This is a genomic window from Thioclava sp. 'Guangxiensis', assembly GCF_045348365.1.
Taxonomy (GTDB): domain Bacteria; phylum Pseudomonadota; class Alphaproteobacteria; order Rhodobacterales; family Rhodobacteraceae; genus Thioclava; species Thioclava kandeliae.
In genome coordinates, this window is sequence record NZ_CP155822.1 from 2,609,914 (window position 1) to 2,623,417 (window position 13,504).

The following is a 13,504-nucleotide window of genomic DNA, read 5'->3' on the forward strand; positions in this document are numbered from 1 at the left end:
TCACGAAGATCGAAAGCGCGGGGTCAGTGTCCCGCCAGTTGCGACGCGGCCGCACGCAGCGCCCGTGCCAGATGTGAAAGCTCCGCCCCGAGGGGCATGGCCTTGGCGGCGACCCGCGCCTCCTTCAACATCGGGAAGGTCACCAGCGACACTTCCCAAAGATCGAGTTCTGTGAGTATGCGCTGGCCCTGCGCATCACGATGCGCGCGCACCACGCGATAGCCGATGGACAGCCCGTCCATCGCCCCCGCCTCCAGAAGCGCGCGCGCCTCACGCGCACGAGCCACATCCTCCAGAAGATAGCCGCGCACAAAGAGGCCCGTGCCATCCTCGAAGATCTCTTCCCAGACACCGATCGGCTGGGTCTGGTCATGCTGCCAGAGCATCGCCACACGGCGCCCCTCCTGCGCGAGCCGCGCAAGACAATCGGTATAGGCGCCGGGGCTGACGACATCGCCGCCCTGATCGGGCAGGCCGTAGAGGCTGGCATAGCCCTCGATCCGGCCCTCGCGTATCCGTAGCCGCGCGGGCACCTCGCCCATCAGCGATTTGAACTCCAACCCCATGATCCTTTGCTCCATCCGGCCCTCCTATTGCGGCACCATATCCAGAAGCCCGTAGACCGCCTGCGACAGCACCACGGCGACCACGCCATAGACCGCCATCCACAGCCGCCGCTCGAGCCCCTCGATCATTGCTTCGATGCGCTGCAACCGGCGTTCGACCTGATCGAATTGCAGCTCCATGATCTTCTCCGTCGCGTTGAACCGTTCCTCATGCAGATCGAACGGCTCCTTCAGGTAACGCGAGCCTCCTGTCGGCATGGCTTACTCCTCCGGCATCGGCGGCAGGCCCAACAGAACCCGTTTCTCGCTATCGGTCAGGAAGGTCGCCTCACCCACACGCGTCCATTGCGCGTCGCGCTCCGAAGCCAGCGCCGGCACCTGATCGAGATTGGGGCGCAGCTCGATCCGTGCGCCCAGAAACCCCGAGAGCCACCATGCCAGAGCCGCCGTCACCCGCGTGGCCAGAGGCAGCACGGTCAGCCGGAAGAAGGCCCGATTGGCCTCGGCATAATTGGCATAGGTCGCATCCCCCGGAATGCCCAGAAGCATCGGCGGCACCCCGAAGGCTACGGCAATCTCGCGTGCGGCAGCGATCTTGGTTTCGTGGAACTCCATATCCGAGGGGGAGAACCCCATCGGCTTCCAGTCAAGCCCACCCTCCAGAAGCATCGGACGCCCCGCATTGCGCGCGCCCTGATGATGCGTCTCCAGCTCAAATGTCAGCCGGTCATACTGATCGGGGCTCAGCACCCCCTGACCATCCGCGCCCTTGTAGATGATCGCCCCCGAGGGCCGCGCGGCATTGTCCAGAAGCGCCTTCGACCAGTGGCTCGCGCTGTTATGGACATCCACCGCCACTGCCGCCGCCTGCATCGGCGAGAGCCCGTAATGGTCATCCTGCGGGTGGAAGGTGCGGATATGGCAGATCGGATCGGGATGGCCCGTGAGATCGAACCGGTGCTTGCGACCGCCGACCGTATAATCATAAGCCACAGGCCAGCCATCCGCCCCCGGCACCACGCTCATCCGGTCGGCGCGCAGCACATGCAGCTCCATCGGCACATCAATGCCCTCACCCACCGCCTCGACATAGGTATCACCCGTCAGCAGCATCTGCCCGAAGAGCGCTTCGAGAAACTCGGCCTGTCCCTGTGCCCCGTTCGGGCGGCGCAGCAGATCGATCACCGGATGGGTCTCGTAGCGGCGCTCCCTGTCCTGACAGATCAGCGGCAGGGCGCTTGCTGCCTCGGCGATCAGCTTCACACAGCGAAACCCGATGGGATTACCCACAAAGCCCTGCCGCGTCATCGATGTGCTGTCGCGCGGGCTCCAGACCACCCGTCCCGCCGATCCCGACAGGGAGACAGGGCGCCCGCGCACCGCCTTCGTCTCGGGCGCGGCACCTTGTGCGGATGTCGCGGTTTTCCGAAAGATATTCAGCCCCATGCAGATCTCCTCATGTCCTTCTCCACCCGCAATCGCGGGCCAAAAGCAAAGGGGCCGGAACCCCGACCCCTTCTCGCATCACAACCGTCTCACCTGTGGCCTGCGCCAATGCGCGGCAGGTTCGATCATCACCTCCGTCAGCGCCCAGACCAGCGCATCCAGCCGGTCAGGCGAGCCCTTGGCCTGATAGCCCTGCACCGTCATCTGGCACATCTGGTCCTCGAGCTTGCCGAGCGCCGCCGAACGCGCATGATAGACACGGCCCTGCTCATACAAAGCCGCGACCGGCTCCGCCCGCAGCCCCTTGCCGCGGCCTGCCCGCAATGCACGAAACGGGACCATCGGATCGACCTGCCGCAAAACACCCTCGATCAGATCGCCGCCCTGATTGACCTCCGCCACGAGCCGCTCGGCCCCGAACCGCTCCATTGCGGCAATCGCGGCCTTCGCCCAGTCGGTGGGCTTGCCGCCAATACTCAGATCGGCCAGCACATAGGCACGCCAGTCCTGCGGCGGACCGCGGGTGACAGCGCCCGCAACGATGATCCCGCATTCATCCGATCCAGCCCCACCCGTCACTGCCGGATCGAGCGCGACCACGATCCGGTCGAGATCAGGCACCTTGTCCACCCGTAACGCCTCGAGCATCCTCGTCGACCAGAGCGCCCCTTCGATATCCTCCAGCAAAACACCCTCCAGCTCCTGACGCCCGAGCCGCGTGCCGGCATAGCGCGCCTGCACCTCGGCCAGAAAGCTCTCGGCCAAATAGGCGCGATTGGCCTCGGTCGGCGCATGGGTCACCACGGTCGAGGGGTTCTTCATGATCGCCCGCAACACCGCTACATCGCGCGGCGTCGTGGTAACCACCTGCTGCGGATGCCGCCCCAGACGCAGGGAGAATTGCAGCATGTCCCATGTATCCTCGGCGCGCTTCCACTTGGCCAGTTCATCCACCCAGGCCGCATCGAATTGCGGCCCCCGCAGCGCCTCCGGATCATGCGCTGAAAAGGCCATCGCCACCGCACCATTGGGCCAGACCAGCCTGCGCCGCGAGGCCTCCCATGTCGGGCGCCGGTCGGGCGGCGAGCAGGCGATGATGCCGCTATCGCCCAGCACCATCACATCGCGCACCTGATCATAGGTCTCGCCCACCAATGCCACCCGCGAGGCTTTGCCCGCATCGAGCGGCGTCGAGGATTCAACCTGCGAGCGCACCCATTCGGCACCGGCGCGGGTTTTCCCCGCACCGCGCCCCCCCATGATCACCCAGCTCTTCCAGTCGCCCATCGGTGGCAACTGGTGTGGCAGGGCCCAGAACTCGAACAACCACGGCAGGGCCAGAAGAGAATTCTCATCCAGCCCGTCCAGAAACGCATCAACGTCCCGCGGCGTCGCGGAGGCAAGCCAAGCGGCGCCCGATCTCAGTTCTGGCTGCATCAAAGTCGAGGTGCTGTCCTTCGACGACCCCGGCAGCCTCTCTGCGGAGTTTCTCAACGCGATTCCTTTCCTCAAGCAAAAGTTGCAACGCCGCGCGCAGATCGCGCACGGCGGCCCGTGCTGTCTTGGCCTCGGCAAGCTCCCCCTGCCGCAACCCCTCCATCGCTACGGCCAGCTCCTCGGCCACATCGCGATACATCGCTCCGGCCATCTCCAGCGCCTCGACCGAAGATGCCCCTTCCAAATCAACGGAAGTCACTTTCATTCCTGTAATCCGCCTCTCATGTGGTGACTCCGCACGAGCAAAATGAAAAAGACGCCAAACGGGTCACCCCGCGGCGTCTTGCCCACTTCTCCTAGCATGCCATAAGTGATGCCATGCAACGCCCTGACTGTCAAAGGAAATCGCGCTCAGGTTGCACTCACCCTACGCACGTTGCGCAAAGAAAAACCGGGCACAAGGCCCGGTTTTCTCAATTTCTCTTGGGTGGATTTAGTTACCGCCCGCATCCTTCGCCTGTTGCGCCTCGATCTCGCGCCACTTGGCAACATTGGCGTTATGCTCTTCCAGAGTGGTTGCAAATGCATGCCCACCGGAGCCATCGGCCACGAAATAGAGGTAATCGGTGGAATCAGGGTTCAGCGCGGCCTCGATGGCAGCCCTACCCGGATTTGCGATCGGTGTCGGCGGCAGCCCTTCGATGACATAGGTGTTGTAGGGATTGTTCGCACGCAGCTCGGACTGACGAAGCCCACGGCCCAGCGAGCCCTTGCCATCGGTCACCCCGTAGATCACCGTCGGGTCCGTCTGCAGGCGCATGCCTTTTTCCAGCCGGTTGACGAAGACACTTGCAACTTCCGGACGCTCGGAAGCCACACCGGTCTCCTTCTCGACGATGGAGGCCATGGTCAGCGCCTCTTCCGGCGTTTTATAGGGAAGTCCCTCGGCACGGTTGGCCCATGCCTCGTTGAGGATCGCCGTTTGCGCATCCTGCATCTGGCCGATCAGCGTCTCCCGGGTCTCGCCCTTGCTCACCACATAGCTCTGCGGTGCAAGGCTGCCCTCGGCCGGGATATCCTTCACATCGCCCGACAGGAAATCATAGGATTTCAGTGCCTGCACGATATGCCAGCTGGTAGCGCCTTCGGCGAGGATTACCCGATGGTTGGTGATATTCTTCTCTTCGACCAGTTCCTTGAACCCGTCGGGCTCGGGATCGGCCACGGGATCGTATTTGGCCAGTTCCTCATACATGCCGGTCGCCGGATCCAGCTCGCGCAGCGCCAGCGTTTGTGCATTCACGCCCACACGGTAAACCAGTTCAGAGCCGCAGGTCGACGGACCACCACGGGTGATCTGGTCCACAATCTGTTCCATCGTCGCGCCCGGCTCGATCAGATAGGAACCGAATTTCAGCTTGCCGCCCTTTTCTGTATAATCCGCGCCGGTCCGGAAGATATAGCCGGAGGAGATCGCGCCCTTTGACTTCAGATCGGCCGAGACCTTGACGAAGCTGTCGCCCTGATCGACCCGCAGACACATCGCCTGTGTCAGCGGACCGCTCACCGTATATTCCCGCTTGGCCCATGCCACCATCCCCGCGACAAGCACGAGGATGACGATCATGGCAGTCAGGAAATTAGACGTGATGTTACGCCACATCAGTCCACCACCCTGCGCAGCACGAGGCTGGCATTTGTGCCGCCGAAGCCGAAGCTATTGGACAGCGCCACGTTGATCTCGCGCTTGACCGGCGCGTTGGGCGCGAGATCGAGCGGGGTCTCGACCGCCGGATTATCGAGGTTCAACGTCGGCGGCGCGATCTGGTCGCGGATCGCGAGGATACAGAAGATCGCTTCCACCGAACCGGCCGCGCCAAGAAGGTGACCGATCGAGGATTTGGTCGAGGACATAGTGGCTTTGGAAGCCGCATCGCCCATCAGACGCTCCACCGCTTTCAGCTCGATCGTATCGGCCATGGTCGAGGTGCCATGCGCGTTGATATAATCGATCTCTGAAGCCTCGATACCTGCGCGTTTCAGCGCCATGCTCATCGAACGGAAGCCACCATCGCCATCCTCGGAGGGCGCGGTGATGTGGTAGGCATCGCCCGACAGACCATAGCCGATCACTTCGGCATAGATCTTCGCGCCGCGCGCCTTTGCATGTTCGTATTCTTCCAGAACCACGACACCGGCCCCCTCGCCCATCACGAACCCGTCGCGATCGGCATCATAGGGGCGCGAGGCCTTGGTCGGATCCTCGGCCTTGGTCGAGAGCGCCTTGCAGGCGTTGAAGCCCGCGATCCCGATCTCGCAGATCGGGCTTTCGGCACCACCGGCCACCATCACATCCGCATCGCCCCACTGGATCAGACGTGCGGCATCGCCGATGGCATGTGCACCGGTCGAGCAGGCGGTCACGACCGCGTGGTTCGGCCCCTTGAAACCGTGCTTGATCGAGACCTGACCGGAGACGAGGTTGATCAGCGCCGAGGGAATGAAGAAGGGCGAGACACGCTTGGGGCCGCGCTCCTTGATCAGGATGGCCGTATCGGCAATCGCCTTCAGACCGCCGATACCTGCGCCGATCATTACACCGGTGCGCTCGCGCTCCTCGTCTGTCGCAGGCGCCCAGCCGGAATCCTTGACCGCCTGATCAGCCGCTGCCATCCCGTAAAGGATGAACTCGTCGACCTTACGGGCCTCTTTCGGCGCCATCCAGTCATCGGGGTTGAACGTGCCGTTGGTGCCATCACCGCGCGGGATCTCGCAGGCATATTTCGTTACGACGTCCGAGGCATCAAAGCGCGTAATCGGGCCGGCGCCCGATTGGCCCTCCAGCAAACGCGACCAAGTTTCCTCGACACCGCAAGCCAGCGGAGAAACCATTCCAAGACCTGTGACGACGACCCGACGCATATGCCATACCTCTTGTGGCTAATTAACCTTCGGGCATCACATACACGCGCATTCCCTCGCGCGCAATTCAAAGCAACAGCCAAATACAGGCTTTCCCGACGCAAAGACGGCAGTTTTACGCCAGATCACGCGCAGAGCGTCGCTGGAATGCAGCCTACTCGCCAGGCTTCGCACTGGCCAGACGGACCTGTGAAAGATCGGAGAACTCGGGCAGCTGCCACTGGTCGAGCGTGCTCTTGCCCTGCTCGGGCATTGGCGCGCCATCTTCCGCTCCGCTTCCCGGGCTTGGGGTCACCGGCGTCCATCCCGCAACCGGTGCGTCCTCCACGGTGCGCCAGACGGCATTTGTCCCGTCAGGACCCGGGGCAACGCATGCCTGATCGCCCCCACGAATACGGGCGACCTCCAACGCGGCGAGTGCACGTTCATAGAGCTGTTTGGAGGTCTCGGAAAAATGCCAGCGCGCAACCCCCGCCGAGGCAGTCAACGGACCGTCTTCCGTCTGGTGTCCCAACATCCGGACCGCCTTGCATAGCCGTCGGGCAATCACGGCAACCTCGGCTGCCCGTAACCCCGGCAAGAAAATCAGGAATTCGTCAGCATGCGCCCGCCCGATAAAATCGTCATCGCGCATCAAAGGCAGTATCGCCTGCGCCACATCGCGCAAGACCTTGTCGCCATGTTCGAATCCCGACAGGGCATTCACACGGTCGAACCCGTCAAGATCGAGCACCACGATACTGAGCGCGGCACGGGTCTCGCGCGCCTCATCGGCCATTTCCGAAAATCTCTGGCGCAAGGCGCCACGATTGTAGAGCCCCGTGACCTCGTCGGTCACGATATCCCAGAGCCTCTGCTCCTCCAGCTCGCGTCTGCGCCGCTCGATCGCGGAAGACCGGTGCATTCCCACGATCTGGATCAGCACATTCAACGCCACCGTATGCGCGATGACCACCGCAACAATCTGCCGATATGGGCCATATCCCATGAAATATACCAGCCCGAGCCCCACGAAGACCGGTGCGATCACGCCAAGCGCCAGATCGACGCGGAACATATCCATCAGAAATAACGAAGCCACGAGTCCCGTTGTCGCGCGGCGGCACAAAAGCCCCAGAATAAGCCCGCCCGCCATCAATGCCGTGGCAAGCGACATATAGCCATACAGCCCGTCATCGCCGAAAATATAGCCGATTAGCGCAGGAAACAAGATCACCGGCGCGGTAAAGGTCGCGAATTGACCGAGGCTGGGGCGCTCCCCCTCGAGCCCGATCCGCGCAAGCGACAGGATCAAGAAGACCATAGCCGAGTTATAGCCGGTTTTCACATTATGCTGGGATAGTTCGTAGACCGACGACAACTGTGGCACAAACCGCCCCGCCGCCAGCAGAAGGCAGAGCCCTGCCAGCAAACGGGCAACATGACCCGTCCAGCGCCCCTCCAATGGCAGCAACAGCGAGACCGACAGGAGAATCGCCATGATCGAAGTCATGGGATGCGTGCCTTTGACCAACGGAATAGCGGAGAAAATGCCCGATTGCGGGAGCCAATGCCCGAAGAGGGGGACCATCGCCAGCAGCAACACCGCCAATGCCGGAAAGATCGAGACCACGAAAAACCAGTCCGCCATGGAGGTCCGCTCCGAATTGATCGAACGGCTCGACGCGCGTGTCTGCTCGTCAGAAAGCATGATCCCCTCCATGACATATCGCAGCTCCGCCGCGGCACCCAGAAGGAAAGCCTGTTTAGTCTAACGCTACGTTAAACGCAGATCGGAAATTCACTTAAAAGTTGCACGAGCCAGCTGCAACATCGCCACATTACGCTCGGCATCAGAGGCCGGCACATCAGTGACCTCCATTGTATCGAGCGGGTCATAGCTGATCGGTGCGATCCCCACACGGTTACGCCCCTGCGCCTTGGCCTGATACAGCGCGGCATCGGCACGGGCATAGCACTGGTCGAAACTCTCGTCCGCCATCCATTGCGCCACGCCGATGGAGGTCGTCAGATACTGCCAGCGCCCGTTGCGCATGCGCACCTGAAGGGCGGCAATCGCCTGCCGGAACTGCTCGGCGCGCAACTCGGCCTGCACCAGATCGGTATTGCGCAAGATGACCGCAAATTCCTCGCCCCCCAGCCGCGCGGCGGTATCCTCGCGCTCCAGACAGTCCGAGATCACATGCGCCACCCGCACCAAAGCCTGGTCGCCGATCTCATGCCCGCCCATATCATTGATCTTCTTGAAGTAATCTAGATCGAAAATCAGCATGCAGAAGAATTCGTGATCCGTTTGGGCGCGCTGCACCGCCCGCTCGAACCGGCGGCGCAACATCACACGGTTGAAAAGCCCCGTCAGGCTGTCGCGCAACGCCTGACGCGCAAGGCTGCGCTCGACACGGCGACGGCTAATATCGCTGCGCTCGGAATAGACCGCGTTCAGCACGATCACGACCATATTGAACGCAATCATATTGGAGACGATCAGCCCGCCATAGATCTGCACCACCGGCACATTCACCGCCCCGACCGTCAGCATTCCCACAAGTGCAGGCCCCGCGACCCCGAGACAGAGCTGCAGCCGCGCCACACCGCTGGCGCGATGGGATGCCAGAAAGATCCGCACCGCCCCGCGATGGGGTTGATAGAGCAGCACCGACAGCGTCAGCATCAGTCCCGCCAACAGGAATTGCGGATCGGCCAGACCGAGAAACGCCTCCGAGCGGTCGAGATTGCCGGAAACCGCGCTCAGCAGGAAGGCGATCCCAACCAGCACCAACAACTGTCCCGAGATGTAATAGCGCATCGCCTGTAACACCAGCGAGGCCGCAAGCAGGACAAACAGGATCTCGCCGCTCAGGAACAACTGCAACGGCACCCAGCCCACCGTCTCGAAGCTGACCGCCATATCCCTGAGGCTGAGTGCAACCGTTGCGCAGACCGCAAGAATGACCGCCCCACCGATCCCGGTCTGGATCCGGCGTCCCGCAGCATTCCGCGGCAGGAACGTCATCAGCGAGATCAGAAGACCGATGATGGAGAAAAACGCGCGCGGCGTCAGCGGCGCCATCATAACGGACGGAATGACCGGCATCGGCATGATCTCGGCCACGAGCACCACAACAGACACGAGCGCCGCGATGACAGCCGCCCCCCGTCTGATCCAATGTGCCGCTCGGATAGTCGTCATTGCCTTGGTCCCGACTCCACTAGTGATCCCAACTTCCAAATTGGCCTTAAACATACAAGCGGGATCGGTCTAATACATAATCACAAAAGCTTCTGTCTGCGGGGGAAAGCACCCGCGACCCATCACAATCTCTAATTGGTTCTGGCAGATTCTCGCAAGCTTCCAGATTTCCGCTACGGCAATCTTCCGCCTGCCGCAAGCAGAACATAGATGCAAAAATAAAAACGGCGCCCTTCTTGCAAAGAGCGCCGTCTATATAAGCTATCGCCGAAGGATTAGGAGGCTTCGGTGATGAATTTGACCGCGTCGCCGAAGGTCTGGATGGTTTCGGCTGCGTCATCGGGGATCTCGATGCCGAACTCTTCTTCGAAAGCCATCACGAGCTCGACGGTGTCAAGCGAGTCTGCGCCCAGATCGTCGATGAAGGAAGCATTCTCGGTGACCTTGTCTTCTTCGACACCCAGGTGCTCAACGACGATTTTCTTAACGCGATCTGCGATATCGCTCATAACTGTTTCTCCAGTTTCGTGGGCTGCGCCCATCTGAATTGCTCAAAAGAGCGGCTTCAAGACTCCGTCCGCCTCATGACCAAACGAAGCGGCCGATCGCATTCCTGCCACCGACCCGACTGCACGCTGAATAGCCAGTGTGAAAGCCTATGGCAAGCGGTTAAACGCACCCGCCCAAAATCGGCCGGAAATTCGCCCCGCGTTCAACAAAACAAGGGGCAAACCGGTCAGATCATGGCCATGCCACCGTTGACATGCAGCGTAGCGCCCGTGACGTAACCGGCCTCCGGTGCCGCCAGATACAGCACAGCTGCCGCGATTTCCTCGGGGCTGCCCATACGGGCTGCGGGAATCTGTGCGAGGATCTTGGCCTTCTGCTCGTCATTGAGTTTGTCGGTCATCGCGGTCTGGATGAAGCCCGGTGCCACACAGTTCACGGTGATCCCGCGCGAGGCAACCTCGTAGGCCAGCGATTTCGACGCGCCCACAAGCCCCGCCTTGGCCGCCGCATAATTCACCTGCCCCGGATTGCCGGTGGCCCCCACGATGGAGGTGATGTTGATAATCCGGCCCCAGCGAGCCTTCATCATCCCCCGCATGGAACCGCGCATCAGGCGCATGGCCGAGGTCAGGTTCACGTCCAGAACCGAATTCCACTCGTCATCCGACATGCGCATGAAGAGATTGTCACGGGTGATACCCGCGTTATTGACCAGAATATCGAGCGAGCCCATCGCCTCGACCGCCGCCTTCGGCAGCGCCTCGACAGAGGCCGCATCACCCAGATTCGCAGGGCAGACAAACGCGCCCTCGCCCAGCTCCTCGGCCAGCTCTTTCAGCGGCGCCTCGCGTGTGCCAGACAGCGCGACTTTCGCGCCCGCCTTATGCAGCGCGCGGGCGATCTCGCCACCGATGCCACCCGATGCGCCGGTCACCAGCGCCGACTTGCCCGTCAGATCGAACATGCCTCTTCCTTCCTCTCGATGCCCGCGCAAGCGGGTCGTGTTACAGTGCGAAAGCGGCTCCACGGCCCCTTCCAGCGTCTCTAAATATCCCGGGGTGAATGGAGCCCCGAAGGGCTCCAGAGGGGCAGCGCCCCTTACGCCTCTTTCAACTTGGCGATATCGGCAGGGGTGCCGAAGGCCTGCGTGTCCATGCCCTTGACGATCCGTTTGACCATCCCCGACAGCGCCTTGCCCGCACCGATCTCCCAGAAGCTGTCCACGCCCTGCGCGGCCATCCACTCGACACTCTCGCGCCAGCGGACAGAGCCCGTCACCTGCTCGACAAGAAGCGCGCGGATCAATTCGGGATCGGTCACGGCCTCGGCGCGCACATTGGCCACCAGCGGCACTTTGGGCGCGCGGATCGCAACGCTTGCCAGAGCCTCGGCCATCGCATCGGCGGCAGGCTGCATCAGCGCACAGTGGAACGGCGCGGAGACCGGCAGCAACAGCGCGCGCTTGGCGCCCTTGGCCTTGGCGATCTCGCAGGCGCGTTCCACGGCAGCCTTCGCCCCCGACACCACGACCTGGCTCGGATCGTTGTCATTGGCGGCCTGACAGACCTCGCCTTGCGCGGCCTCCTCGGCCACCGCCTGAACGGCGGCCAGATCCAGCCCCAGGATGGCGGCCATCGCACCTTGCCCCACCGGCACGGCCGATTGCATTGCCGCACCACGCTTGCGCAAGAGCACGGCCGCATCGGCCACCGACAGGCTGCCCGCCGCACACAGGGCCGAATATTCGCCTAGGCTGTGGCCTGCCACAAAAGCGGCATCCGTAACCGCAACGCCTTCCGCCTCGAGCGCGCGCAAAGCGGCAATCGAGGTCGCCATCAGCGCGGGTTGCGCATTGGCGGTCAGGGTCAGTGTCTCGATATCGCCCTCCCAGATCAGGGCCGAGAGGTTCTCGCCCAGAGCCGCATCGACCTCGTCGAAGACGGCCCGGGCGTCAGGATAGGCCTCGGCCAGATCCCGCCCCATACCAATGGTCTGCGCGCCCTGGCCCGGAAATACGAATGCTTTGCTCATGCGTCCTTGTCCTTTTCAGACTATCCTTTGCTGGCCCTCCCTTAACGCGGCTTTGCCTTTCAGGCAAGCAACTGGCGTATTTCGGGGCCTTGCACAGGCGCTGTGCGCAGATCCCGCTGGTCCGGCGAGGATTTCCCCGTATCAAGGAACCTGACAGGTGACACCCAGCCGGAGAAACAGATGCTAACCAACACCCCGCTAAGCTATGGCATGATCGCGCGGAGCCTGCATTGGGCAATCGCCCTTCTGATCCTGAGCGCGATCGGGCTCGGGCTCTATGGCGAGAGCCTGCCGCGCTATGCCGAGACGACAGCCACGCTGCAAACGGTCTACAGCGCGCATAAGACGATCGGGGTCGCGACCTTCTTCCTCGCCATTCTGCGGGTAATCTGGGCGATGACCCAGACCCGCCCCGCGCCGCTCCATCCCGAACGGCGGCTGGAGACATGGGCCGCCGAGGTCGTGCATTTCGCGCTTTACGGCGCGATGTTCGTGATGCCGCTTTCGGGCTGGATCACCCATGCCGCCGAACAGGGCTTCGCACCGATCTGGTGGCCCTTCGGCCAGAACCTGCCCTTCGTGCCAAAATCCGAAAGCCTCGCCCATGTGGCCGAACATGTGCACAAGACCGCGGTCTGGGTGCTCTATGTCTCGCTGGCGCTCCATATCCTCGGTGTGCTCAAACATGTGGTGATCGACCGCGATGGCACACTGGCGCGGATGACGCATGGCCGCTGGTCGGGGCGCGAGGACGCGGCCAAAGCCCATGGCTGTGCCGCTCTCGCCGCGCTGGTGATCTGGGTCGCCGTGATCCTCTTCGCGCTTCTGGGCGCGGCAGAGCGCATGGCGCAAGCGCACAAGGACGCGCCTGCCGAACAACAAACCACGCAAGCTCCCGCGCAACCTGCGGCGGGCAACTGGACCGTGACGCAGGGCAGCCTCGGCTTCAGCGTCGTACAGATGGGCAGCCCCGTGGAGGGCCATTTCGGGACCTGGACCGCCGATATCGATTATGACGAGAGCACCGGCACCGGCCATGTGAAGGTGATGATCGACACGACCAGCCTCGATCTGGGCTCGGTCACCGATCAGGCCAAAGGCACGGAATTCTTCGATACCTCGACCTTCACCACCGCCACCTATGAGGCCGATATCACGCGCGAGGGCGCAGGCCCCGCCCATACCGCCAAAGGGACACTCACGCTGATCGGCAATACTGCCCCGCTCGAGCTGCCCTTCACCCTGAGCATCGATGGCGACACAGCCACGATGAAGGCTCAGATCCAGATCGACCGGCGCGACTGGAAAATGGGGGCGGCCTATCCTGACGAGGGCACGGTTGGCTTCCCCGTCACGATTTATGTGGACCTGACCGCGCAGAAATCCTGAGCGAACAGAACCG

The 13,504-nt window shown here is 62.5% G+C and carries 13 protein-coding genes; 1 reads left to right on the forward strand and 12 read right to left on the reverse strand.

Going from position 1 to position 13,504, the window contains the following annotated elements; genetic code table 11:
- Nucleotides 1-23: 23 nt before the first annotated feature.
- The 12 genes from ABEB22_RS12945 to fabD all read right to left on the reverse strand — a co-directional run bounded on the left by ABEB22_RS12945 (nucleotide 24) and on the right by fabD (nucleotide 12,102).
- Nucleotides 24-581 carry an HK97 family phage prohead protease gene (locus ABEB22_RS12945; protein ID WP_406870499.1) on the reverse strand — a complete coding sequence of 186 codons (558 nt, stop codon included), beginning with the start codon at nucleotides 579-581 and terminating at the stop codon, nucleotides 24-26.
- A 9-nt stretch (nucleotides 582-590) separates the two neighbouring features.
- Complete coding sequence (locus tag ABEB22_RS12950; RefSeq protein ID WP_339112465.1) at nucleotides 591-824, reverse strand: hypothetical protein; 234 nt, start codon at nucleotides 822-824, stop codon at nucleotides 591-593.
- A gap of 3 nt (nucleotides 825-827) precedes the next feature.
- A complete protein-coding gene (locus ABEB22_RS12955) occupies nucleotides 828-2,012 on the reverse strand; it encodes a phage portal protein (protein WP_406870500.1) in 1,185 nt (394 codons plus the stop codon).
- Between the two features lie 78 nt (nucleotides 2,013-2,090).
- Nucleotides 2,091-3,449, reverse strand: coding sequence for a DNA-packaging protein (locus ABEB22_RS12960; protein ID WP_406870501.1), 1,359 nt, complete (start codon nucleotides 3,447-3,449; stop codon nucleotides 2,091-2,093).
- On the reverse strand, nucleotides 3,388-3,714 hold the full coding sequence (locus ABEB22_RS12965) for a hypothetical protein (protein ID WP_339112462.1): 327 nt from the start codon (nucleotides 3,712-3,714) through the stop codon (nucleotides 3,388-3,390). The genes ABEB22_RS12960 and ABEB22_RS12965 overlap by 62 nt, the downstream gene beginning before the upstream one ends.
- Before the next feature lie 228 nt (nucleotides 3,715-3,942).
- Nucleotides 3,943-5,112, reverse strand: a complete 1,170-nt coding sequence (gene mltG / locus ABEB22_RS12970; protein ID WP_406870502.1) for an endolytic transglycosylase MltG — start codon at nucleotides 5,110-5,112, stop codon at nucleotides 3,943-3,945.
- Nucleotides 5,112-6,371, reverse strand: coding sequence for a beta-ketoacyl-ACP synthase II (fabF, locus tag ABEB22_RS12975; protein ID WP_350934065.1), 1,260 nt, complete (start codon nucleotides 6,369-6,371; stop codon nucleotides 5,112-5,114). The genes mltG and fabF overlap by 1 nt, the downstream gene beginning before the upstream one ends.
- A gap of 154 nt (nucleotides 6,372-6,525) precedes the next feature.
- The gene (locus ABEB22_RS12980; protein WP_339112459.1) at nucleotides 6,526-8,061 is read right to left on the reverse strand and encodes a GGDEF domain-containing protein; all 1,536 of its coding nucleotides are present in this window, start codon (nucleotides 8,059-8,061) and stop codon (nucleotides 6,526-6,528) included.
- Between the two features lie 90 nt (nucleotides 8,062-8,151).
- Entirely contained in the window at nucleotides 8,152-9,561 is a 1,410-nt protein-coding gene (locus tag ABEB22_RS12985) for a diguanylate cyclase (protein ID WP_339112458.1), read from the reverse strand.
- 275 nt (nucleotides 9,562-9,836) lie between these two features.
- Nucleotides 9,837-10,070: an acyl carrier protein gene (locus tag ABEB22_RS12990; RefSeq protein ID WP_066009325.1), complete on the reverse strand. Its 234-nt coding sequence runs from the start codon at nucleotides 10,068-10,070 to the stop codon at nucleotides 9,837-9,839.
- A 227-nt stretch (nucleotides 10,071-10,297) separates the two neighbouring features.
- Nucleotides 10,298-11,035, reverse strand: coding sequence for a 3-oxoacyl-[acyl-carrier-protein] reductase (gene fabG, locus ABEB22_RS12995; protein WP_339112457.1), 738 nt, complete (start codon nucleotides 11,033-11,035; stop codon nucleotides 10,298-10,300).
- Between the two features lie 134 nt (nucleotides 11,036-11,169).
- Nucleotides 11,170-12,102: an ACP S-malonyltransferase gene (gene fabD / locus ABEB22_RS13000; RefSeq protein ID WP_406870503.1), complete on the reverse strand. Its 933-nt coding sequence runs from the start codon at nucleotides 12,100-12,102 to the stop codon at nucleotides 11,170-11,172.
- Nucleotides 12,103-12,282: 180 nt separating this feature from the next.
- Here fabD and ABEB22_RS13005 point away from each other — a divergent pair, with 180 nt between their 5' ends.
- Nucleotides 12,283-13,491, forward strand: coding sequence for a cytochrome b/b6 domain-containing protein (locus ABEB22_RS13005; RefSeq protein WP_406870504.1), 1,209 nt, complete (start codon nucleotides 12,283-12,285; stop codon nucleotides 13,489-13,491).
- Nucleotides 13,492-13,504: the final 13 nt, after the last annotated feature.